Genomic DNA, 20827 nt, shown 5'->3' on the forward strand with positions numbered 1-20827 from the left:
CGTTCCGGCGCACACCCCACGGGCCTTTCGCGGGGTGAGGTCTGACCCGGGTCCGCGGAGTGCGGTCCTGCGCAAGGGCCAGTAATAGGGGAGTTAGGCATGGCTCAGGGCACCGTCAAGTGGTTCAACGCGGAGAAGGGGTACGGCTTCATCGCGGTCGACGGTGGTGCGGATGTATTCGTCCACTACAGCGCGATCCAGATGGACGGCTACCGCACCCTTGAGGAGGGTCAGCGGGTCGAGTTCGAGATCTCGCAGGGCCAGAAGGGGCCGCAGGCAGACATGGTCCGGGTGAGCGCCTGAGGCGCCGGCCGACTGCAGCGTCGAGAAGGTCCGTACCCCTGAGCGGGGTGCGGACCTTCTTGCATGCACGGTGAGACGCCGCCGGACGCGCTCGCCCCGACCGCCGCCCAAGGATGAGACTCCCCCCTGACTCGCTTGCACTCGAGGGGGTCGAGTGCTAATCATTGGCGTTAGCACTCTCCGGGTGAGAGTGATAACCAAGGATCGGGTCGGTGAGGTCCGCGGGCCGGGTGGGGCAAGGAACCACACGGCAAGCAGACCGTCCGTCGCGGGCGCCAGCGCGGTCCGGAGCAATCCACCCCGATGTCCGGGAGGACCACTTCACATGGCCAAGATCATCGCGTTCGACGAGGAGGCACGGCGCGGTCTCGAGCGCGGGATGAACCAGCTCGCCGACGCCGTCAAGGTCACCCTCGGCCCCAAGGGCCGCAACGTCGTCCTCGAGAAGAAGTGGGGCGCCCCCACGATCACCAACGATGGTGTATCCATCGCCAAGGAGATCGAGCTCGAGGACCCGTACGAGAAGATCGGCGCCGAGCTGGTCAAGGAGGTCGCGAAGAAGACGGACGACGTCGCCGGTGACGGCACGACGACCGCGACCGTCCTGGCCCAGGCCCTGGTGCGCGAGGGTCTGCGCAACGTGGCCGCCGGTGCCAACCCGATGGCCCTCAAGCGCGGCATCGAGCGCGCCGTCGAGGCCGTCTCCGCCGCCCTGCTGGAGCAGGCCAAGGACGTGGAGACCAAGGAGCAGATCGCTTCGACCGCCTCCATCTCCGCCGCCGACACCCAGATCGGCGAGCTCATCGCCGAGGCCATGGACAAGGTCGGCAAGGAAGGCGTCATCACCGTCGAGGAGTCCCAGACCTTCGGTCTGGAGCTGGAGCTCACCGAGGGTATGCGCTTCGACAAGGGCTACATCTCGGCGTACTTCGCGACCGACATGGAGCGCATGGAGGCGGCCCTGGATGACCCGTACATCCTGATCGTCAACTCCAAGATCGGCAACGTGAAGGACCTCCTTCCGCTGCTCGAGAAGGTCATGCAGTCCGGCAAGCCGCTGCTGATCATCGCCGAGGACGTTGAGGGCGAGGCCCTGTCGACCCTGGTCGTCAACAAGATCCGTGGCACCTTCAAGTCCGTCGCCGTCAAGGCCCCGGGCTTCGGTGACCGCCGCAAGGCCATGCTCGGCGACATCGCCATCCTCACCGGTGGCACGGTCATCTCCGAGGAGGTCGGCCTCAAGCTGGAGAACGCCGGTCTCGACCTGCTGGGCCGCGCCCGCAAGGTCGTCATCACCAAGGACGAGACCACCATCGTCGACGGTGCCGGCGACAGCGACCAGGTCCAGGGCCGCGTCAACCAGATCCGCGCCGAGATCGAGAACAGCGACTCGGACTACGACCGCGAGAAGCTCCAGGAGCGTCTGGCGAAGCTGGCCGGCGGCGTGGCCGTCATCAAGGCCGGTGCCGCCACCGAGGTCGAGCTCAAGGAGCGCAAGCACCGCATCGAGGACGCCGTTCGCAACGCGAAGGCGGCCGTCGAGGAGGGCATCGTCGCCGGCGGTGGCGTCGCCCTGCTGCAGGCCTCCGCGGTCTTCGAGAAGCTGGAGCTCGACGGTGACGAGGCGACCGGCGCCAACGCCGTGAAGCTCGCCCTGGAGGCCCCGCTCAAGCAGATCGCCGTCAACGGTGGTCTTGAGGGCGGCGTCGTCGTGGAGAAGGTGCGCAACCTGGCCGTCGGCCACGGTCTGAACGCCGCCACCGGCGAGTACGTCGACATGATCGCCGAGGGCATCCTCGACCCGGCGAAGGTGACCCGCTCTGCCCTGCAGAACGCCGCCTCCATCGCCGCGCTGTTCCTCACCACCGAGGCCGTCATCGCCGACAAGCCGGAGAAGGCCGCCGCGGCCGCTCCGGGCGGCATGCCGGGCGGTGACATGGACTTCTGATCCCTCCCGGATCAGACTGCCGGTCCTCCCGGGCCGCACGTCCAGAAGTCCGCCGGGGCGGCACCCCTCCGCAAGGAGAGGTGCCGCCCCGGTGGCGTTGTACGGCGACTTCCGTGTACGTGGCGGCGGCGGTGCCGGTGAGGTCCTGCCCGCTGGAACGGAAGACCACCTCAGGGGTGGAGGCTCCACCTGCCCGTGTGCTCTCCGTTGGTCTGCAGGAGCGAGTCCATCTGGTACGTCACGTTCGTGATCTTCGCGTCCTTCGGCACGTTGAAGATCACCCAGCCGGTGGTCTTCTTGCCCGGCGGGAGGATCATGGTGAGGTCCAGGGAGTCACCGACGGTGGGGATACCGGGCTTACCGGGGTAAACCTTCCCGGTCGAGTCGATGACCTTCGCCCCCAGGTTGCCGGGGTCGTCGTAGGTGGTGTTGCCGGTGCTGAGGATGGTGAACTGCGTCGCGACCAGGCGCTGCCCGTCGGGGGCTGCGAAGGCTTCCAGCGACGGTTTGGCGTTGTCCTCGTACCTGGCCAGCGTGACATCGGCCTGGACGCGGCTCGTTGGACCCTGACCGGACACCCCCTCCAGCGAGAGGGTGTCACCGACCTTGAAGCTACTCGGCGTTGCGCTGCCGCTGGGCGCGGCGTCCGGGCTCTGCGAGCCGCCGGGCGCCGCGGCGCCGCTGGGAGCGGCGCTCTTCGTGGCCCCGGCCTTGCTGCTGTCCCCGTCCGGACCCCCGCACGCCACAAGGGTGGTGGCGAGCACGACGGCCGCGGCGGCGGATGTGATGGAGCGGTGCATGGAATTCCCCCGTATGTGCCAGTGGGTCTGGCGCGTGTGGCGACAGAGGAATTCTGCGGACCGTGGATATGCGTAGGGTGTCTTTCCTGTCACCAAACGGCACCAGAGGGTGCAACAGTCCTTCCCGTGCGACGTGCACCCGCACCCCGGCGCCCGCTCAGGACACGAGCGGCTGCTCTTCCGATTCGGTCAGCTTCACCGTGCACAGGCCGCCGCGCTCGGTCGTCACCTCCGCCACCTTGAGCTGTGTGCCCGGCAGGAGGATGAATTCCTCCTCGTCGGTGAACGCGGAGAAGCTGCGGATGCCCACGGCCCGTACGGGGGCGACCTCGAAGAGCGTCCGCTTGCCGCGGCTGCCGAGGAATCCCCGCGCCACGCCGAGCTTGGAGGTGCACGAGGACACGCCCCACCACGTCACGGTCCGGCCGAGCGGGTACTGCGCCCGCAGGTCCAGCGACACCCCGCGGTACAGCGGCTCCGTGCGGGCGGGAAGCCCCGACACCGCCGAGAACAGCAGCCGCAGATACGGGAGGTACGGAACGACCTTGGCCCGGTCCGGGGCGCGCAGGATGGCGTTGATCTCCCGGTAGAACGCGGACTCGCAGGTGTAGAGGTAGAGCGCGGCGATCGCGTCGGCGGAGAGGCCGCCGGCCGCTTCGTCCGCCCGCCGCTTGCCGAATTCGTGCGACAGCGTGACGTGCCGGTCGAGACCGGCCAGCAGCTGGGCGACCGGGCCGACCGCCTCGCGGAAGTCCATGAGCGGGGTGTCGAACACCCCCGTGATCGCGGGGAGGACGAGCCCCTCGTCCTTGACGCTGGCGAGGCGGTCCAGATACAGCTGATGCAGCTCCATGGTGGACGCGATGAACGCACCCATCCGATCGGCGATGTTGCCGTCCGCCCCGCCGTCCTCCGCCGCGCGCTCGTTCCACCCCTTGCTCGGCAGCCAGTCGATCGCCTCGGCGCCCAGCGACGCGAGGGCGTCGTTGACCATCTCGAAATGGTCGCCCTCGCAGAAGATGTCGCCCTGCGCCGCGGGATTGCAGTGGTCGATATGCCGGACCTCGACCTCGGGATACTTCTCCTGGAGTTGGAGGACAATCTTTTTCAGATTGCGTGCATGAGCGCCCCACCACGCGAAGACCACACCACGGTCCTCTTCATCGGCATTCCGCTTGGCCTTGAATATCTCCTCGACGATCCGCTCGGCGACCGGCCGCCAGAATGCGGGATGCCGGTCGGCGCCCCGTCCTCCGTCACTGCTGGCGGTGAGTGCCGCGTTCAACAGCAGCACCCCCTGCGTGAGCATCGCCTGGAACCATTCCGGCGGCTGGACGGTGTCCTGCTTCTTCAACAGCGCACGAATATCGGCAATCGGGGTCTTCTTGGCAATGCCGTACTTCCACATCGCCGCCGCCTTGATGATGCAGCGGATGCTGACGACCCTGCCGAACTGGCTGTCTTTCCAGTCATGGAAGGTGTTGTCGAACATGGCGATGCCGGTGGCGCTTTCCGGCCGCGGATACGGGTTCTGACCGAAGACCACGACCTTCCACTTGTGCGGCGGGTTCGGCTTGAGCGCCTGGAAGGTCAGTTCGCGGACGGGAACGACCTCCGGTCCGCGGTCCGGGCCGATGAACGTGGCCGCGTCCGGCTGCGCCTCGATGACCGGCTTCAGCAGCGGAAGCCACGGTTCACCGCCGCCCTTGAAGAGTTCGGTGAGGGCCAGCGGGTCATTCGGGTCGGGCTGGGCCGGGGTGGTGGCATCGCTCATGGTGAAAAGGCTCCGAATTATCAAACCGTGCCGATAGGGGCATGGCGCGCGAGGTAGTCGATGTGCAGGCGAAGCCCCTGAATGTGGCGACAAAGAACCCGGAACGCCATGCAGAGCAACTGCCGAGAAGCTGCAGAGGGACTGGATGGAGGCCGGATGTGGGCCGGTGGCCGCTCGTCGGCAGCGTCGGATTTCAAGGCTTGCCCGCGGAAATCTGGCGGCAGGCTAACACCGGGTCAGGGCGCTCGCAATCCTGACGATCGGTCACGAAACGCGGCCCCCAAGTGCGTTGTCAGTGGGGCACGGTAGCGTCATGAATGGCGCAAGGGCCGTTTCTCGATGGGAGTGGAAGATGACCGTGGACCGCGTGCAGCCGCCGCTTGAAGTCGTGTTGACCGACATCAACGCAAAGGTGGTCGAGGCGTGGCGGGCGGCGTTCGCCGACACCCCCGGGATAGCGATCCGCAAAGGCTCCATGCTCAATGAGCAGGTCGATGCCTGGGTCAGCCCGACCAACTCCCGGGGCCTGATGGACGGCGGCGTCGACGCGGCCGTCAAGCGGCATCTCGGAGCGGGCATCCAGCTGCGCGTACAGCGGGCGATCCGCGACCGCTTCGCCGGAAACCTCCCGGTGGGAAGCGCGGTGTGCGTCCCGTCCGGGGCGACCAACCCGAAGTTCCTGATCTCGACGCCCACGATGCACACGTCCTCGGAGAACGTCAGCGAGACCCTGAATGTGGCCCTGGCCTGCGCCGCCGCGTTCCAGGCGATCCACCAGCAGAACGAGAAGGCGCCCGGCAGCATCCGGTCGGTGGCCCTGGTCGGCATGGGCGCCCGGACGGGCAAGGTGCCGGCGCGGGTGTGCGCCAATTTGATGTGGTCGGGCTACACGCTCTTCAACGACTACCACTTCGAGAACTACGACGACCTGCGCAGCACGATCATCGGGCAGCTCGACGACATCGAGAACGCCCCCGTCGAAAAGCCGGTACGCATCGCGCCGCCCCAGCGCCCCGCCTCCCGTCGCTGACCGGGATTTCCCGGCGGGATCAGGCGGTCCGCTCCGCGGGTATCCACAGCGCCGAGTCCGCCTGCGTCCCGTCGTCCGACAGCCGGGTGCGCAGGATCTCCGGGCCCGGCCGGCTGCGGTACGGGTTGGACGGGAACCACTGCGTGTAGACGTCCCGCCAGAGGTACTGGAGCGACTGCGGGAACGGCCCGGAGCTCTCGAACACGGCCCAGGTCCCGGCCGGGACGGTGAGCGTGTCGAGGCCCAGGTCCAGGCCCTCGGGGGCGGGCGAACTCCTCACCACACCGTGGTAGTAGTCGAGTTCGGTCCCCTCGGCCCGGCTCGGGTCCAGGTCGTCGGTCACGGCGACGATCCCGTCCGGCTCCTGGTCGGACAGCGCGGCGATACGCCGGATGCCCTCCTTGTCGATGCCCCGGATGAACGCGGCGATCGCCGGGTTCACCCCCTCGTGGACGAGCGGGACCCGCGCCTTCTTCCCGACCACATAGAACTCCCCCTTCTCCACGACCCGGTAGTCCATGGTGCTGCTCCCTTCGATGATGAGGCGGAAGGACATCCGCGGCTGGGAGCGCAGTGCCGCACCCGTGCGCCTGGCCTCGCCGGGACCCACGCCGTGCAGGGTCCGGAACGCGCGGGCGAACGCCTCGCCCGATCCGTAGCCGTAGCGCACGGCGATCTCCAGCAGCGTCCGCTCGTCGGCCAGCACCTCGGCACCCGCGACGGTCAGCCGCCGGCGCCGGATGTACTCCGACAGCGGAAGTCCCGCCAGCGCGGAGAACATCCGCCGGAAGTGGTACTCCGACGTCATCGCGATCCGCGCCAGTTCGGGCACCTCGATCCGCTGGTCGAGATGGCGCTCGATGTGGTCCATGGCCTGGTTCAGCCGCTCCAGCACTCCGGTCTCCTTCCCTTGTTCTCACTACGTTAGGAAGGAGCAATGGTGCCGGACCCGACATCCTGTGCCCGGTCCTGTCGGGTCGGGGCAGGGGCCGGTCGGCGCCCTGAGCTGGTTATACGCGGCTTCGCCGGGCGTGGATCGCCGGTACGTAGTTCCCGGGTACGCGGCGTTGCTCGGGGGCGCGGGCGGCGGTGGCGTTGCGCAGCTGCTGGACGCGGGTGCGGACATCGGCGGGTGGCAGGCCGGGGCCGGCGGCCGGTGGGGTTTCGCCTTGGCAGGGGCCGCAGATGCCGCCCGGGAGGGCTTCGGGGCGGCCCGGGGCCCGGCAGATGGTGCACTCGACGATGCGGAGCGGGCGGCGGCCTGGTGGGGACGGGGCCGGTTCCGGTGCGGGTGGCGGCATCTTGGTGAGCAGGCGGCTGCGGGCGAGGCGGCCGGGATGGTGGACGCCTTCCGGTGGGAGCCCCGAGGTCAGGGCGTGCAGGAGCTGTTCCGGGGTGGCGCCGCGGGTCAGCCATTCCTCGGCGAGCGGTTCGAGGGCGGCGCAGTCGGCGGCCGAGAGCGTCATACGGGGTTCGGCGCGGCCGAGGGCGGCGAGGAGGTCGTACGCCTGGGAGCGGGGGCGGTGTTGGGGTGACGGGGGCGACGGGGGAGGCGGCGGCTGTGCCGGGTCGGGCCCGGGGCTGGGGATGCTTCCGGTGCAGAACGCCGTCCACCAGGCGTCGTCGCGGGCCGTACGGGAGAAGTACGTCCGCGTCACCCAGCGCACGCTGCCGTCGTCACTCGGCAGGGTCTCGGTGATGCGGCGGAGGTGACCGGCCTCGGAGAGGCGGCGGAGGGCCGTGCGAAGGGCGCATTGGCCGTAGTCCGGTAACACCTTGGCCAGCGTCTTTACGGAGATGTCCGCGCCGTCGGGGAGGCGGTCGAGGTACGCCGCGATGGAGGCCTCGCGCCGGGGGAGGTGGGCGAAGTCGGTGGGGCGGCGGGGGTGTTGGTCGGGTGCACCGCGTTTCCCGTAACCGGGTTTCGCGGAGGGGTGGGATGCGGGCGCGGGCACGCCGACGCTAAAGTCTTCCGAAGCCATGAGATCGCGCTTTCGATCTTGCGGGCTAGGCCCTGGCAGGTGTGCTACCACCTGTTGGGGCCGTCGCATGTGCGGATGCTGTTGCGACGCACGCTAGACCGACTCGACGCGCGGTCGCAACCCGATCACGCATGGTCATGTTCGCTGGTGCGCGCGGGGGTTGGGCGGGTGGGTGGGTGGTTTTCTCCCGCCCGTTCCTTGGAGAGAGGGCTCGGAATCCGCGGCTTGAGCCCCGGATCCCGAGCGGCGTGTCAGGCGCCTCGCAGGGCACCCGATTTGATGTCGGCGACGAATGCCGACCAGGCCGGTATTCGGAACGCGAGCGCCGGGCCGTGTGGGTCCTTCGAGTCGCGGACGGGCACGATGCCGGGCAGGTCATCGCGGACTTCGAGGCAGTTTCCGCCGCTGCCTCCGCTGTAGCTGGACTTGCGCCAGCGGGCGGCGCCGGGGAAGTCACGGGCGACCTCCAGGCAGTCGCCGCCGTCGCCGCCGCTGTAGCTCGACTTGTGCCAGGTGGCATGCGTCAGGTCGTACTCATGTCCGATGCTCGTCATGGGCGTAATCCTGGGCCAAAGATTCGACCATGGCCAGGGATTCTTCGGGCGAGAGTGCGTCGGCCGTGAGCAGTTCGTAGGTCCGTTGGTGGCGGGCGACCGTGGCTGGGTCGTCCTCCAGTCGGCCGGTCTCCAGGCCTTCGAGATGGGCGAGCGAGGGCGCGTCCTCGAAGGACATCAGCTTTACGGCGCCCTCCATCGCCGCGTGGCCACCCGCCGCGAACGGGATCACCTGCACGATGATCCGGCGGCGACGGGCCAGGTCCGCGATATGGCGCAGGGCCTCCGCCATCACCGCGGGGCCACCGACCTCGCGACGCAACGCCGCCTCGTCAAGGACCGCCCAGACAAACGGGGTTGTGGGGTCGTCGAGGAGCTGTCCGCGTTCCAGCCGCGCTTCCACCAGCTGGTCGATGACCTCTTCCGGTGCCGTTGGCTGGTAGGCGCGGAACACCGCCCGCGCATACGCCCTCGTCTGGAGCGGCCCCGGAATGAGCTGCGGCGCGTACTCCTTGATGGTGGCCGCGATCGCTTCCGCCTCCGCCGCCTCGGCGAAGTGGTCGGGGTACTTCGACTTCGTCGCGGCCTGGCAGTTGCGGGCGAAGTAACCGTCCGTCTTCAGGATCTCGTCGAACTTCTCGGCGTACTCCGGCATCATCCGGCGGGTCCCGGCCTCCAGCTGGCCGATGAGCGATCCGCTGGCGAAGAGGAAGGCGCCCAGCTCTTCCTGGGTCAGCCCGGCCTTTTCGCGCTGGTGGCGCAGTTCGGCGCCGAGCATGGCGCGGGGCGAGGAGGAGGGGTCGAGTTTCTTGGGTCCCGGCATCGCAGCAACTCCCTGTCGGACACGGGTGGATGTTGGATCTGCGCCTCTGGCCAGGCTAGATGCACACCCACCACGCTGTGTGCCGAACTGGAAACTCAGCGTGGAGGCAGGGAGTGTGATGAGGGGAATGCTGACGGGGCCCGAGCGGGAGGAGCGGGCCGAGGCCGTCCTGGCGGAGCTGGAATCGGCGCTGAGGGCAGTGGGCATCACGTTGCCGTCGCTGGGCCTCGACCCGGTGGCGTTGCCGAGCACCTACATGGCGCCGCTGATCGAGCTGGGGCGCTGCAATCTGGACACCGCCGGGCGGCTCGCGGGCGTACTGGCGGAGTACGCCAGGGCCGCCGCTCCGGGGCACGACACCGGGGAGCGACGGGCGTGACGATCCCGCTGCCCGGCAGCTACGCCTTGGACGGGCGGGACGGGCGGATCGGCAAGGTCATGGGCCACGAGGGGCCGTATGTGCAGCTGCGGCCGCCCGGCGGCGGGCGGGAGTGGGACTGCCCGCCCGGGGCGCTGCGGCCCGCCGGGCCCGGGGACGAACTGCGCGCCAGGGTGGCCGAGTTGAATCGGATGAGCCGGTTTCCGTGAATGGGTACGGGTGAGCCGGGCGGGCGTGTGGTCAGGCGGAGATGGGTTCCTTGTCGGGCGGCGAGTCGTCGGGCGTCGGGCCTCCGGGCGCCGGGCCGCCTGGGGCCGGGCCGTCCGGCGTCGGGTCGTCGGACGCCGTGGCCGGGGTGTCGGCCGGGGCGGTGGTGGCGGGGGCGGCGTTCAGGTCGGCGAGCATCTGCTTGCTGAAGCCGAAGAAGTACGTGGCCAGGAAGCCGACCAAGTAGCCGACCACCAGGCCCATGGCGTAGACGGCGATCGTGGCGCCGATGCCCTGGTTGCCCTTGACCAGCGGGAACAGGGCCCAGCCGGAGGGGCCGATGGCGGTGGAGCCGACGGTGTCGCCGAGCTGGTTGAAGAGGCCGACGAAGCCGCCGCCGAAGGCGCCACCGATGCAGGCGGTGATGAAAGGACGGCCGAGGGGCAGCGAGACGCCGTAGATGAGGGGTTCGCCGACGCCCAGGAAACCCGCGGGCAGGGCGGACTTGATGGTCGTACGGATCGAGCCGTTGCGGGGGAGGCGGAGGTAGACGGCGATCGCCGCGCCGACCTGGCCCGCACCCGCCATGGCGAGGATGGGGAGCAGGACCGTGTAGCCCTGCTGCTCGATGAGGGTGGTGTGGATGGGGATCAGGGCCTGATGGAGGCCCAGCATGACCAGCGGGAGGAAGAGGCCGCCCAGGACGAAACCGGCGATCGCGCCGCCGTGGGCGAGCAGCCAGTTGGCGAAGGCGCCGATGGCGGTGGAGACCTCTCCGGCGACGTACATCAGGCCGAAGATCGTGACCAGGCCGGTGAGCAGGACCGTCAGGGTGGGGGTGACGAGGACGTCCAGCGCGTCGGGGATCAGCTTGCGGCAGCGGCGCTCCACCTGGACGGCGAGGAGGGCGGCGGCGAGCGCGCCGAGGACGCCGCCCTGGCCGGGGGCGAGCTTGTGGCCGAAGGCGGAGATGTTGGCGACGCCGGGGAAGACGATCACCGCGGCGACCGCGCCGCCGAGGACCGGCGTGCCGCCGAATTCCTTGGCGGTGTTGTAGCCGACGAAGACGGCGATCAGCGACATGAAGCTGGCGGCGATGGCGGTCAGGGCGGGGACGAGCGAGGGCGCCCAGCCGAGATTGGTCAGCAGGCCGTTGATGCCCGCGACGATGCCGCAGCCGATCAGCGCCGGGATCAGCGGGACGAAGATGTTGGCGATCTTGCGGAGGAAGAGCTTGAACGGGGTGGCGTTCTTGGCCTTGCGGTCGGCTCTGAGCGCGGCGCCCTGGGCGGCGAGGCCGGCGGCCGTGGTGGCGGCCGTGGCGGGGGCGGGCTCCGGAGGCGCCGTCGTCGTGGCCCCGGGGGCGGTGGCGTGGGCCTCCTCCTGGGCCAGGCGCTCGAACTCCGGGGTGACCCGGGCGACCGCCCCGGGGCCCAGCACGATCTGGTACGTGTCGTCCTCGACCACGCCCATGACACCCGGCGCGGCCTTGAGGGCGTCGTCCTGGACCAGCGCGCGGTCCCGGATGCCCAGGCGCAGCCGGGTCATGCAGTGGGCGACGGACGTGACGTTCCCGGCGCCGCCGACCAGGGCCAGGATCGCGGCGGCCAGGTCGCGGTGCTTGTCCTGGCCCGCGTCTTGGCCCGTGTCTCGGCTCTTGCCTTGGCTCGTGTCTCGGGGCTGGCCTTGGCTGCCGTCTTGGCCGCCGTCTTGGTTTGCGGCCCGGCTGGCGGCGCGGTCGTGGTCTCGGCTCTGGTCTCGGTTCTTGTCTCGGTTCTTGTCTTCGGGCATAGCCATCGGGGGTGCCTTGCTGTGCGGACGACGAGGACGGGACGGGAGGGGGCGGGCGGGGAGCGAGGGCGGACGGGAGGGGCGGCCGCTCGTGCGGTCAGGGCGTGCCGGTGCGGCCGGTCCGGCTGGTCCTGCCGGGCTCAGCGGCGTGGGCGGCGGATTCGAGGGCGGCGCGGAGATGGCCGTGGGACGCTTCCAGCAGGCGGGCCGCGGTGGGGCCGTCGACCTTGCCCAGGATGGTGAGGATGGCGTTCTTGACCTCGCCGTCCGTCGCGCTGAGCGCGGCCTCGATCTCCTGGTCCAAGGCGCCGGTGGCCAGCGCGACGATGCGGCGCGAGCGGGCCCGCAGCTTGTCGTTGGAGGCGCGGACGTCGACCATCAGGTTTCCGTAGGTCTTGCCCAGGCGGATCATGGTGATGGTCGAGAGCATGTTGAGGACGAGCTTCTGCGCCGTACCGGCCTTGAGCCGGGTGGAGCCCGTCAGCAGCTCGGGGCCCACGACGACCTCGATGCCGTGCTCGGCGGCCGCGGCGAGCGGGGAGCCGGCGTTGCAGGACAGGCCGAGGGTGAGCGCGCCGAGGGCGCGGGCATGCTCGACGGCGCCTACGGCATACGGGGTGCGGCCGGAGGCGGAGATGCCGACAACGGTGTCCTGGCCGGTCAGCCCGATCGCGGTCAGATCCTCGGCGGCGAGCTCCTTGCTGTCCTCGGCGCCCTCGACGGCGGTGACCATGGCCGACGGGCCGCCCGCGATCAGGCCGAGGACATCGGCGGGGTCGGTGTTGAACGTCGGCGGGCACTCGCTGGCGTCCAGCACACCCAGCCGGCCCGCCGTGCCGGCGCCGGCGTAGACCAGCCGGCCGCCGCGGGCCATCCGCTCGGCCGTGGCGTCGATGGCGGCGGCGATCCGGGGCAGCTGAGCGGCGACGGCGGCGGGGACGGTGGCGTCCTCGGCGTTCATCGTGCAGGCGATCTCCAGGGTGGAACGACGGTCGATCTCCGCGAGCTCGGGTCGGAACGCCTCCGTGGTGAGGGTGTCCAGCTCGGCGCGGAGGTGGGCGTAGTCGGCGGTGGAGGTCATGGCGTGCGGGCTCTTTCCGTTCGGCTCGTGGCTGGGGGCCGTTGCGGTGTCCGGCCGCCCGGCCGTGGGGGTGCCGCCGTACCCACCCGTGCCGCCCTGGCGGCACCTGTGCCCACGGCGGCAGTGGCCAGGGCCGGGTCAGGGCTGGTGGCGGTGGGCGAGCGCCTCGTAGGAGGCCGACAGCGCGGGCGCCGCGGTCTCGTACGTGCGCTGGGCGACGCCTATGAAGAGACAGTCCACGACGAGGAGCTGGCTGGTCCTGGACGACATCGCGGCCGGCCGCAGCTCGCTCTCGCGGGCCGTGGAGGTGGTCAGGATGTGATCGGCGTACGCGGCGACCTCGCTGTCCGGCCGGCCGGTGATCGCGATGGTCGTCGCGCCGTTGTCGAAGGCCACCCGCAGCGGCTCTATGACATCGGTGGTCCGGCCCGAGTGCGTGATCGCGAGGGCGACGTCGCCGGTGCGCATCTGTACGGCGTTGGTCACGGCGAGGTGCGGGTCGGAGTGCGCATGCGCGATCAGGCCGATGCGCAGCAGCTTCTGCGCGAGGTCCTGGCCGACGAGATTGGACGCCCCGATGCCGTACACATCGATGCGGCGGGCCGAGCAGAGCGCGGCGACGGCCGCCTCCAGCTGGCTGACGTCCAGCCCCGCGGCGGTGTCGGCCAGACACTGCTGCTCTTCCTGCGCGAGCTTGGCGACGACGTCGGTGAGCGAATCGTCGACCGCTATGTCCGCGGTCACCGCGGGCGCGCCGCCGGCCGCCTGCTGCGCGGCGAGCGCGGCCAGGGCGAGCCGCAGATCGCGGTAGCCGGGGTAGCCGAGCAGACGGGACGTGCGGACGACGGTGGCTTCGCTGGTGCCCGTGCGCTCCGCGAGGCCGGTGACGGTCAGGGCGGCGCAGCCGGCGGGATCGCCCGCGACCGTCTCCGCGACCCGCTGCATGGAGCGGGTCATCGTCGGGCTCAGCGCGCGGACCCGGACGGCCAGGGCCGCGGGGGCGGGCGGGATCGGGGCCGGCCGGGTCTCGGCGGCCAGGTCCTTCGCGGCTTCCTTCGCCGCGTCCTTGAAAGTTTCCTTCACGCTGCTGCTCACGTGTGAAAAGTAATTTCATCCGCGTACCGCGTCAACACTCGCCGTGGCGGGTTGTGGAAAAGTCCCACCCGCGCGCCCGGCCTGTGGACAACCGGCGGGCGGTGTCGGCGGTCCGCGCGACAATGGACCGCATGGAGCTGGAACAGGCACTGCATGCCGCGCGGGCGCTGGTGCTCGCCGACCTGATCGCGGACGATGTCGCCGACGCCGACATCGTCTCCCTCGTCGAGGACGCGGTCGCCCACCGCCGATGGTGGCTGGAGCAGTGGCCTGAGGGCGCGGAATTCGTCGCTGGGCTGATAGCACAGGACGTGCAGGACGCACTGCTGGAGCGGTACGGCCGCTGGCCGCTGTGCCCGGTGTGCACCACGTCCGGCGATCCTCATGCGCTCGATGTCGAGCCGGAGTTGGGGCCCGATCCGCATTGGGTCTGCCCCAAGACGGCGGTCGCGGTGGCGCGCGTCGGCAGGCTGCGCGCGCCCATGGAGAGCTGAGGTGATGGGCTGAGTGGCGATCTACGTCGATCCGCCTACCTGGCCGGGGCACGGCCGGATGTGGTCGCACCTGGTCAGCGACACCTCGTTCGAGGAGCTGCATGCGTTCGCGGCCCGAATAGGCATCCCGCGGCGGGCCTTCGAGCGCGACCACTACGACCTGCCCGCGGAGCGCCATGCCGACGCGGTGCGGGCCGGGGCCGTGGAGGTCGGCTGCAAGGAACTGCTGCGCCGGCTGACGGCGGCGGGCCTGCGGCGCCCCAAGCACCGGGCGGCGCCGGGCGAGGTCGCCTAGATGCTGTCCGAAGGGGCCTGGCCGATGGGGCTGCCGGGTGGGCCTGTCGGATGGGTCTGACCGATGGGTCTGTTGGATAGCGGGCGGTGACCGAGGCTTCCGTTTCACGGTTCCGTTCGGCGGTTCCGTTCGATGGTTGCGTCCAACGGTTCCGTTCGGCGTCGGGGAACGACTGTCAGAGCCGACCTATACGCTGCGGGCGATCCGCGACCGGCTGCCCGGAAGGCATCATGACCAGCACCCCCAGACCCACGCGCGAAGCGATACTCACCGCGCTTCCCGAACTCGCTCCCCACGCGCGCGACGCCGTGATTCTCCATCCCGAGCGGGCGGAGCCGGACAGCGGGAACAGTTCTCTCGGCGGCCCGCTGCTGTGGCCGGGCGACGAACCGTGGCCCGAGTGCTCGTTGCCCGATGTGAACTGTCCCGACGACGCGCCTGCCACGGCCATGGTGCCGGTCGCGCAGATCTTCCGCCGCGATGTGCCGGGCCCCTGGTGGCCCGCCGACATCGACCTCTTGCAGATCCTTTGGTGCCCGAACGAGCACTGGGACCCTCCGGAGCAGCAGGCCGACACCAGCCCCGTGGTCGAGCTGCGCTGGCGTCGGGCCGCCGACGTGACCGGCCCGTTGGCGACTCCGCCGGCGCCCTCACGGTACGACGAGGACGGCTACCTGCCCCGGGCGTGCGCCTTCACCGCCGAGCCCGTGACCGACTTCCCCTTCCGCGAGGAACTGCCGGCCGAACTCCAGCCGCGGCTGGAGGAACTGGTCCGCGAGACCGGCGACGGCGGCGACGTCATCACCCGCCTCGCCGGCTGGAAACTCGGCGGCTGGCCGACCTGGCACCTGACGTACCCCATGGCCTTCACCTGCGACGACTGCGGTACGGCCATGACGCTCCTGTTCACCGTGGCCAGCGACGCCGAAACGGGGGTCGTCGTCGGCCGCTACGGCGACCTGCGCATCTTCACCTGCCCCGCCGACCACCGTCATGCGTTCCAGGTGGACCTGCACTGACGGCGCGGCCCTGCGGGCTCCCGCCGTGCGGGCTCAGCCGTTGAACTTGTCGTTGGACTTGAGGAGTCGTTCGACGTCAAGTTTGCACCTGACGCTCGTCGGCTTGTCCTCGTACTCGCTGTACTCGTAGGAGACAGGGACTGGCCGGGTCTCACCGGCGGCAAGGCCGTTCGCGGTGAAGTTCTCTGTGCCGATGTCGTTGCCGAGCTTGTCCCTGAACTGCACCATGCCGTTGTAGTCCGCGCGGCTCCGGGAGTTGCCGTTGTGCACGCGCAGCTTGGCATTCACGGTGCCGAACGCGGAGTCGATGCTGCAGCTGGTGATGGTGATGTCCGACTCGGCCTCGCTGAGGGTTCCGGATGTCGGCTCATTGCTGGGGACGTTGATCTTGGCCTTCGGGACCAGGCCGCCGCAGCCGGCGGCGCCGGTCAGGGCGACGGCCATCAGGCCGCAGACGGCCGCGGTGCGAACATGACGACGCTTCATATGGCATTCCCCCGAGGTGACCGGCCGTGGAGGGCCGGGGTGTGGGCGTCCGATGGTTCCCAGGCGATCGGGCGCGCGCCCGCACGGTGTTGACGGGTGCGCGTCAGGCTAACAATCGCGATACCGAATCCCGAATTCCGGCATACGGATTCTGCTCCGGCGGGAACCGGGGGGCGCCGGCTCGGCCCGCCCCGTCACGGCCGTGCGGAGGCGGGGAGCGCGTCGCCGATCATCGGGTCCAGATAGCGGAACAGGACGTGCTTCAACTCCGTGGTGTACGCGTCCCGTTCGGCGCCCTCGTGCGCCAGGATGAGCTCCAGGCCCACCTTGAACAGGCCGAGGCTCATCTCCGCGGTACGGGCGACATCGGCCTTCGGCGCGTCGGGCAGATAGAAGGCGATCAGATCCTGGATGCGCGCCAGTAGGGCCGCGTGCAGCGCGTCGTGCTCCTCGGCCATCCGGCCCGGGGCGTCCGGGCCGTGCATCAGCGCGAAGAAGGCCGGGTTCCGGCAGTTGAAGTCGACGAAGTGGTCCACGATGCCGTCCAGCCGCTCACGCAGCGGGACGTCCGCGTCGCCGGGGGCGAGGACCTCGCCGTGCGTATCGCGCATCTGGTGGATGAGCCGGTCGCCCAGCTCGATGGCGATGGCCTCCTTGTTCGGGAAGAACTGGTACAGCGTGCCGGGCGAGACGCCGGCCTCGCGGGCGATGGCGTTCGTGGAGGCCGCGGTGTACCCGGTCTTGCAGAACACGGCCGCCGCGGCTTCGAGCAGCTGGGAGATGCGGCGTTCGCCGCGGGCCTGACGCCGACGCGACTTCTCGTCCTGCCCGCCGTCGGCCGGCGCGGTCCGCGGCTTTCCGGCCGCCGCCCGGCCGCGGGGCGGTCCGTCCTCGGGGTGTGCCTTGTCGACCACGCTTTTCCTCAGCTCTCCGAACGCGATTGACAAACACGAGACATCGCTCGCATTCTTGAAAAACGCGAGCGATCGCTCGTGTTTGCCAGTCTATGGCAATGAGCGACCCATGCTGCCTGCGCGGACGCAAGGGTCACGGTGAAGGGGACACCGCGTCATGTCCGAAGTCAACAGCCCGCCGGACGGCCCGAGGCTGGGGGGCTGGACCCGTTTCGTGACGGCGCGGCCTCGCCTGTCGCTGCTGGTGGCACTGGTGCTGACCGCGCTGGCCGTGTTCGTCGGCAGCGGGGTCGCCGACCGTCTGGGCGCCGGCGGCTGGGAGGACCCGGCCGCGCAGTCCACGTATGCGACCAAGGCGCTGGAGCGGGAGTTCCCCGCCTCGCAGCCGAACCTCCTCCTTCTCGTGGACAGCGGACGGGCGTCCGTCGACGATCCCGCGATCGCCGCCCAGGCCAAGCGGCTGACGGCCCGCCTCGCACACGAGCGGGGGGTCACGGGCGTCGGGTCGTACTGGCGGACGCCGTCCCCGCAGCTGCGCGCAAAGGACGGACACGAGGCCCTGATCGCGGCCCGGGTCACCGGTGACGACAAGACCGCGGGCGAGACCCTCGACCGCATCGCCCCCACGCTCCGCGGACAGCACGGCCCGGTCCGGGTCTCCGTGGGCGGCCCGGTCGCGGTGCGACACGAAATCCAGACGATGATCGGCGAGGACCTGGTCCGGGCGGAGACGATCGCCCTGCCGATCACGCTCGTACTGCTCGTCATGGTCTTCGGCAGCGCGGTGGCCGCCCTGCTGCCGCTCGGCATCGGCATCGTCGCCATCCTCGGTACCAACGCGGTCCTGCGCGGCCTCACCGAGATCACGGACGTATCGGTCTTCGCCATGAATCTGACGACCGCACTGGGCCTCGGCCTCGCCATCGACTACGCCCTGTTCATCGTCCGCCGGTTCCGCGAGGAACTGGCCGCGGGCGCCGAGCCGCGCCAGGCGGTCGGGGCGACCCTGCGTACCGCCGGACGCACCGTCCTCTTCTCCGCGCTGACCGTCGCCGTCTCGCTGGCCGCGATGATGGTGTTCCCGCAGTACTTCCTGCGCTCGTTCGCCTATGCCGGCATCGCCGTGGTGCTGCTCGCCGCGGCCGCCGCGCTGATCCTCCTCCCGGCCGCGCTCGTCCTTCTCGGCCACCGCGTCAACGCCCTGGACCTGCGACGACTCCTGCGCCGCGGCGCACCCCGCACCGAACCGGGCCGCGGCTGGGCCCGCGCCGCCGCCCTGGTGATGCGGCGCGCCCCGCTCTTCGCCCTCGCCACCAGCGTCGGCCTCGTCCTCCTCGGACTCCCCTTCCTGGGCGTCAAGTTCGGCACCGCCGACGATCGCCAGCTGCCCACGACCGCCGAGTCCCACATCGTCCAGCAGCACATCCGCGACGGCTTCGCCGGCAGCCCCGGCGGCGGCCTGGAGGTGCTCGCCGAGGGCCGGGCGACCCACGCCCAGTACGCCGACTACCGCCGGCGGATCGACGACCTGCCCGGGGTGGAGCGGGTGGACGGACCGATGGTGAAGGGCGACACGGCCTATTTCACGGTGCTCCCGAAGGGCGAGGCGGTCGGCCAGGACGCCCAGCGCGCGGTCCATGAAGTGCGCGCCGCCGAGGCCCCGTTCCGTACCTCCGTCACCGGCACGGCGGCCGTCCTGGTCGACTCCAAGGACGCCATCGGCGACCGGCTGCCCTGGGCCGCCGGCATCATCGCCGTCGTGACGCTGCTGCTGGTCTTCCTGCTCACCGGAAGCGTGCTCATACCCCTCCAGGCGGTGGCGCTCAACGCCCTCAGCCTCACGGCGATGTTCGGCGCGGTCGTCTGGGTGTTCCAGGACGGCCACCTCTCCGACGTCCTGAACTTCACCAGCACCGGAGACATAGAGACCACGCTCCCCGTGCTGATGTTCTGCGTCGCCTTCGGGCTCTCCATGGACTACGGGGTGTTCCTGCTCTCCCGCATCAAGGAGGAGTACGACCACACGGGCGACCATGCGCATGCCGTGCGGTACGGACTCCAGCGCACCGGCGGCCTGATCACCGCGGCCGCTCTGATCCTCGCGGTGGTGATGGTGGCGATCGGCACGTCCCGGGTCGCCAACACGAAGATGCTGGGCCTGGGCATCGCGCTCGCGGTCCTCATGGACGCGATGGTCGTGCGCAGCCTGCTGGTCCCGGCGGTCATGCGCCTGACGGGCCGGGCCACCTGGTGGGCGCCGGGTCCCCTGCGCCGCTTCCACGCCCGGTTCGGCATATCGGAGGGCGAATCGGCCCCCTCCTCCGCCCCCGTGGCGGAGGAGCAGACCCGCGAGCCGCAACCCGTGGGGTAAGCGTGCGGGGGCGGGCCCACGATCGTGAGTCCCGCCCCCGCGCTCGGAGCCCCTGCCGCTGCTGCAGCCGCTGCCGCTGCTGAAGCCGCTGCTAGTGCTGCTCGGCGGGCTCGCTCTTCGCGAGGGTCACGTCGGCCGAGGAGGCGACGAGCCGGGAGCGCTGGTCGGCCGACCGGTGCAGGCGGAAGGCGACGGCCGTCACGACAACGGCCACGGCGGCCAGCGCCGCGCCGGTCCAGGCCACGGACGGGTAGCCCCAGTGAGCGCCGATGGCCAGACCGCCCAGCCAGGGGCCGAGGGTGTTGCCGATGTTGAACGCGGCGGTGGTGGTCGCGCCCGCCAGGGTCGGCGCGGCGTTGGCCACATTGAACATCCGGGCGTTGAGCGCCGGGGCCGTCGTGAAGGCCGTCACGCCGAGCATCAGCGAGAGCGCGACCGCGGCGATCGGGCTGTGCGCCATGAGTGCCAGCAGGGCCAGCACGACCGTGGAGGCGGAGATGCCGACGAACAGCGTGCCGAAGAGATGGGCGTCGGCGACCCGGCCGCCGATGAACGTACCGATCAGCGCGCCGACGCCGAAGAGCGCGAGCACCGTCGGCACCCAGCTCTCGGCGAGCCCGGCGGTGTCGGTCAGCAGCGGAGAGAGGTAGGAGAAGAGCGCGAAGACGGCCGCGGCGTTCATGGCCGTGGCGCTCAGCGCCAGCCAGACCTGCTTGTCCTTGTAGATCCTGAGCTCGCGGCGCAGCTGGGGCCGGTCGTCGCCGGTGGGCACGGTCGTCCGCGGCACCAGCGCGATCACGCCGATCAGCCCGACCGCGGACAGCGCGGCCACCGCCCAGAAGGCCGCCCGCCAGCCCGCATGCTGGCCGAGCAGCGCGCCCGCGGGGACTCCCGCGATATTGGCGATGCTCAGCCCGCCGACCATCACGGCCATCGCGCGGGCCCGCGCGGTCACCGGCACCAGCGAGACGGCCACCGCCGCGCCGACCGCCCAGAAACCGGCGCAGGCCAGCGCGCTCACCACCCGCGAGGCGAACAGCACGCCGTACGTCGGCGCCAGCGCACCGGCCACCTGCCCCAGCCCGAAGAGACCGAGCAGGGCTATCAGGGTCGTACGGCGCGGCAGCCGCAGGGTCGCCGCGGCGAGGACCGGAGCACCGACCACCATGCCGATCGCGAACGCGGAGACCAGCAGTCCGGCCTGCGGGATGGAGACCTCCAGATCGCGGGCGAGCGGCTGGAGGATGCCGGAGAGCATGAATTCGGACGTACCCAGGGCAAATACGGACAGCCCCAGGACGTAGACGGCGATGGGCATGCGGACGCGTTCGGCGCGTTCGGGTCGAGCTGGCATGACAGGTACTAACAGCGGTAGGACCCCTGACATTCCCTGCGGCGGAGAATTCCGCCGAGGTCCGAGGTCCGAGGTCCGAGGTCCGAGGGTCGAGCGCCGAGAAGGGTGAGGGGCGACCGCGCATGGC

At 70.5% G+C, this 20827-nt stretch carries 21 protein-coding genes; 9 read left to right on the forward strand and 12 right to left on the reverse strand.

Annotated elements, in window-relative coordinates; translation table 11 throughout:
* Positions 1-99 precede the first annotated feature (99 nt).
* Together AC5677_RS23085 and groL are read left to right on the forward strand one after the other, a co-directional pair.
* Entirely contained in the window at positions 100-303 is a 204-nt protein-coding gene (locus AC5677_RS23085; protein WP_010035953.1) for a cold-shock protein, read from the forward strand.
* Between the two features lie 325 nt (positions 304-628).
* Positions 629-2251, forward strand: coding sequence for a chaperonin GroEL (gene groL, locus AC5677_RS23090; protein ID WP_497189816.1), 1623 nt, complete (start codon positions 629-631; stop codon positions 2249-2251).
* 170 nt (positions 2252-2421) lie between these two features.
* Here the strand turns inward: groL and AC5677_RS23095 are convergent, their stop codons facing one another.
* Positions 2422-3051 (reverse strand): DUF4352 domain-containing protein, encoded by a 630-nt coding sequence (locus AC5677_RS23095; RefSeq protein WP_497189817.1) that lies wholly within the window; start codon positions 3049-3051, stop codon positions 2422-2424.
* 157 nt (positions 3052-3208) lie between these two features.
* Entirely contained in the window at positions 3209-4825 is a 1617-nt protein-coding gene (locus AC5677_RS23100) for an ADP-ribosyltransferase domain-containing protein (RefSeq protein ID WP_497189818.1), read from the reverse strand.
* Positions 4826-5177: 352 nt separating this feature from the next.
* Here AC5677_RS23100 and AC5677_RS23105 point away from each other — a divergent pair, with 352 nt between their 5' ends.
* Positions 5178-5855 carry a macro domain-containing protein gene (locus AC5677_RS23105; protein ID WP_497189819.1) on the forward strand — a complete coding sequence of 226 codons (678 nt, stop codon included), beginning with the start codon at positions 5178-5180 and terminating at the stop codon, positions 5853-5855.
* Positions 5856-5874: 19 nt separating this feature from the next.
* On the opposite strand, the gene AC5677_RS23110 is transcribed toward AC5677_RS23105, so the two are convergent.
* The 4 genes from AC5677_RS23110 to AC5677_RS23125 form a co-directional block, all read right to left on the reverse strand.
* A complete protein-coding gene (locus AC5677_RS23110) occupies positions 5875-6750 on the reverse strand; it encodes a GyrI-like domain-containing protein (protein WP_497189820.1) in 876 nt (291 codons plus the stop codon).
* 115 nt (positions 6751-6865) lie between these two features.
* Positions 6866-7837: a hypothetical protein gene (locus AC5677_RS23115; RefSeq protein WP_497189821.1), complete on the reverse strand. Its 972-nt coding sequence runs from the start codon at positions 7835-7837 to the stop codon at positions 6866-6868.
* A 251-nt stretch (positions 7838-8088) separates the two neighbouring features.
* A complete protein-coding gene (locus AC5677_RS23120) occupies positions 8089-8391 on the reverse strand; it encodes a DUF397 domain-containing protein (RefSeq protein ID WP_497189822.1) in 303 nt (100 codons plus the stop codon).
* On the reverse strand, positions 8372-9214 hold the full coding sequence (locus AC5677_RS23125; RefSeq protein ID WP_497189823.1) for a helix-turn-helix domain-containing protein: 843 nt from the start codon (positions 9212-9214) through the stop codon (positions 8372-8374). Before AC5677_RS23125 ends, AC5677_RS23120 begins: the two co-directional genes overlap by 20 nt.
* A gap of 118 nt (positions 9215-9332) precedes the next feature.
* Here AC5677_RS23125 and AC5677_RS23130 point away from each other — a divergent pair, with 118 nt between their 5' ends.
* Complete coding sequence (locus tag AC5677_RS23130) at positions 9333-9593, forward strand: hypothetical protein (RefSeq protein WP_497189824.1); 261 nt, start codon at positions 9333-9335, stop codon at positions 9591-9593.
* A 2-nt stretch (positions 9594-9595) separates the two neighbouring features.
* Positions 9596-9802 carry a hypothetical protein gene (locus tag AC5677_RS23135; protein WP_497196726.1) on the forward strand — a complete coding sequence of 69 codons (207 nt, stop codon included), beginning with the start codon at positions 9596-9598 and terminating at the stop codon, positions 9800-9802.
* A 31-nt stretch (positions 9803-9833) separates the two neighbouring features.
* Here AC5677_RS23135 and AC5677_RS23140 read toward each other — a convergent pair whose 3' ends face one another.
* From AC5677_RS23140 to AC5677_RS23150, 3 genes are all read right to left on the reverse strand, one after another.
* A complete protein-coding gene (locus tag AC5677_RS23140; protein ID WP_497189825.1) occupies positions 9834-11597 on the reverse strand; it encodes a PTS transporter subunit EIIC in 1764 nt (587 codons plus the stop codon).
* Between the two features lie 91 nt (positions 11598-11688).
* Positions 11689-12672: an N-acetylmuramic acid 6-phosphate etherase gene (gene murQ / locus AC5677_RS23145; RefSeq protein ID WP_497189826.1), complete on the reverse strand. Its 984-nt coding sequence runs from the start codon at positions 12670-12672 to the stop codon at positions 11689-11691.
* A gap of 138 nt (positions 12673-12810) precedes the next feature.
* Positions 12811-13767, reverse strand: a complete 957-nt coding sequence (locus AC5677_RS23150) for a MurR/RpiR family transcriptional regulator (RefSeq protein ID WP_497189827.1) — start codon at positions 13765-13767, stop codon at positions 12811-12813.
* Between the two features lie 122 nt (positions 13768-13889).
* On the opposite strand from AC5677_RS23150, the gene AC5677_RS23155 reads away from it, so the two are divergent.
* From AC5677_RS23155 to AC5677_RS23165, 3 genes are all read left to right on the forward strand, one after another.
* Positions 13890-14261, forward strand: a complete 372-nt coding sequence (locus AC5677_RS23155) for a DUF8819 family protein (RefSeq protein WP_497189828.1) — start codon at positions 13890-13892, stop codon at positions 14259-14261.
* 13 nt (positions 14262-14274) lie between these two features.
* Positions 14275-14556 carry a DUF4031 domain-containing protein gene (locus AC5677_RS23160; RefSeq protein WP_497189829.1) on the forward strand — a complete coding sequence of 94 codons (282 nt, stop codon included), beginning with the start codon at positions 14275-14277 and terminating at the stop codon, positions 14554-14556.
* Between the two features lie 230 nt (positions 14557-14786).
* Complete coding sequence (locus AC5677_RS23165) at positions 14787-15575, forward strand: hypothetical protein (RefSeq protein ID WP_497189830.1); 789 nt, start codon at positions 14787-14789, stop codon at positions 15573-15575.
* 33 nt (positions 15576-15608) lie between these two features.
* Here AC5677_RS23165 and AC5677_RS23170 read toward each other — a convergent pair whose 3' ends face one another.
* Together AC5677_RS23170 and AC5677_RS23175 are read right to left on the reverse strand one after the other, a co-directional pair.
* Positions 15609-16061, reverse strand: a complete 453-nt coding sequence (locus AC5677_RS23170) for a hypothetical protein (RefSeq protein WP_497189831.1) — start codon at positions 16059-16061, stop codon at positions 15609-15611.
* 194 nt (positions 16062-16255) lie between these two features.
* Positions 16256-16975 (reverse strand): TetR/AcrR family transcriptional regulator, encoded by a 720-nt coding sequence (locus AC5677_RS23175; RefSeq protein WP_497189832.1) that lies wholly within the window; start codon positions 16973-16975, stop codon positions 16256-16258.
* 157 nt (positions 16976-17132) lie between these two features.
* On the opposite strand from AC5677_RS23175, the gene AC5677_RS23180 reads away from it, so the two are divergent.
* Complete coding sequence (locus AC5677_RS23180) at positions 17133-19346, forward strand: MMPL family transporter (protein WP_497189833.1); 2214 nt, start codon at positions 17133-17135, stop codon at positions 19344-19346.
* A 91-nt stretch (positions 19347-19437) separates the two neighbouring features.
* Here AC5677_RS23180 and AC5677_RS23185 read toward each other — a convergent pair whose 3' ends face one another.
* On the reverse strand, positions 19438-20664 hold the full coding sequence (locus AC5677_RS23185; RefSeq protein ID WP_497196727.1) for a Cmx/CmrA family chloramphenicol efflux MFS transporter: 1227 nt from the start codon (positions 20662-20664) through the stop codon (positions 19438-19440).
* Positions 20665-20827 lie beyond the last annotated feature (163 nt).

Source organism: Streptomyces sp. JLSY215 (genome assembly GCF_059682825.1).

Excerpts from the sequence above, each read along its gene's own strand:
- AC5677_RS23185 (WP_497196727.1), bottom strand. The coding sequence starts at position 20,664 with ATGCCCATCGCCGTCTACGTCCTGGGGCTGTCCGTATTTGCCCTGGGT.
- AC5677_RS23085 (WP_010035953.1), top strand. The coding sequence starts at position 100 with ATGGCTCAGGGCACCGTCAAGTGGTTCAACGCGGAGAAGGGGTACGGC.
- AC5677_RS23170 (WP_497189831.1), bottom strand. The coding sequence starts at position 16,061 with ATGAAGCGTCGTCATGTTCGCACCGCGGCCGTCTGCGGCCTGATGGCC.
- AC5677_RS23130 (WP_497189824.1), top strand. The coding sequence starts at position 9,333 with ATGAGGGGAATGCTGACGGGGCCCGAGCGGGAGGAGCGGGCCGAGGCC.
- groL (WP_497189816.1), top strand. The coding sequence starts at position 629 with ATGGCCAAGATCATCGCGTTCGACGAGGAGGCACGGCGCGGTCTCGAG.
- AC5677_RS23100 (WP_497189818.1), bottom strand. The coding sequence starts at position 4,825 with ATGAGCGATGCCACCACCCCGGCCCAGCCCGACCCGAATGACCCGCTG.
- AC5677_RS23120 (WP_497189822.1), bottom strand. The coding sequence starts at position 8,391 with ATGACGAGCATCGGACATGAGTACGACCTGACGCATGCCACCTGGCAC.
- murQ (WP_497189826.1), bottom strand. The coding sequence starts at position 12,672 with ATGACCTCCACCGCCGACTACGCCCACCTCCGCGCCGAGCTGGACACC.
- AC5677_RS23165 (WP_497189830.1), top strand. The coding sequence starts at position 14,787 with ATGACCAGCACCCCCAGACCCACGCGCGAAGCGATACTCACCGCGCTT.
- AC5677_RS23155 (WP_497189828.1), top strand. The coding sequence starts at position 13,890 with ATGGACCGCATGGAGCTGGAACAGGCACTGCATGCCGCGCGGGCGCTG.
- AC5677_RS23180 (WP_497189833.1), top strand. The coding sequence starts at position 17,133 with ATGTCCGAAGTCAACAGCCCGCCGGACGGCCCGAGGCTGGGGGGCTGG.
- AC5677_RS23125 (WP_497189823.1), bottom strand. The coding sequence starts at position 9,214 with ATGCCGGGACCCAAGAAACTCGACCCCTCCTCCTCGCCCCGCGCCATG.
- AC5677_RS23140 (WP_497189825.1), bottom strand. The coding sequence starts at position 11,597 with ATGGCTATGCCCGAAGACAAGAACCGAGACAAGAACCGAGACCAGAGC.
- AC5677_RS23115 (WP_497189821.1), bottom strand. The coding sequence starts at position 7,837 with ATGGCTTCGGAAGACTTTAGCGTCGGCGTGCCCGCGCCCGCATCCCAC.
- AC5677_RS23105 (WP_497189819.1), top strand. The coding sequence starts at position 5,178 with ATGACCGTGGACCGCGTGCAGCCGCCGCTTGAAGTCGTGTTGACCGAC.
- AC5677_RS23095 (WP_497189817.1), bottom strand. The coding sequence starts at position 3,051 with ATGCACCGCTCCATCACATCCGCCGCCGCGGCCGTCGTGCTCGCCACC.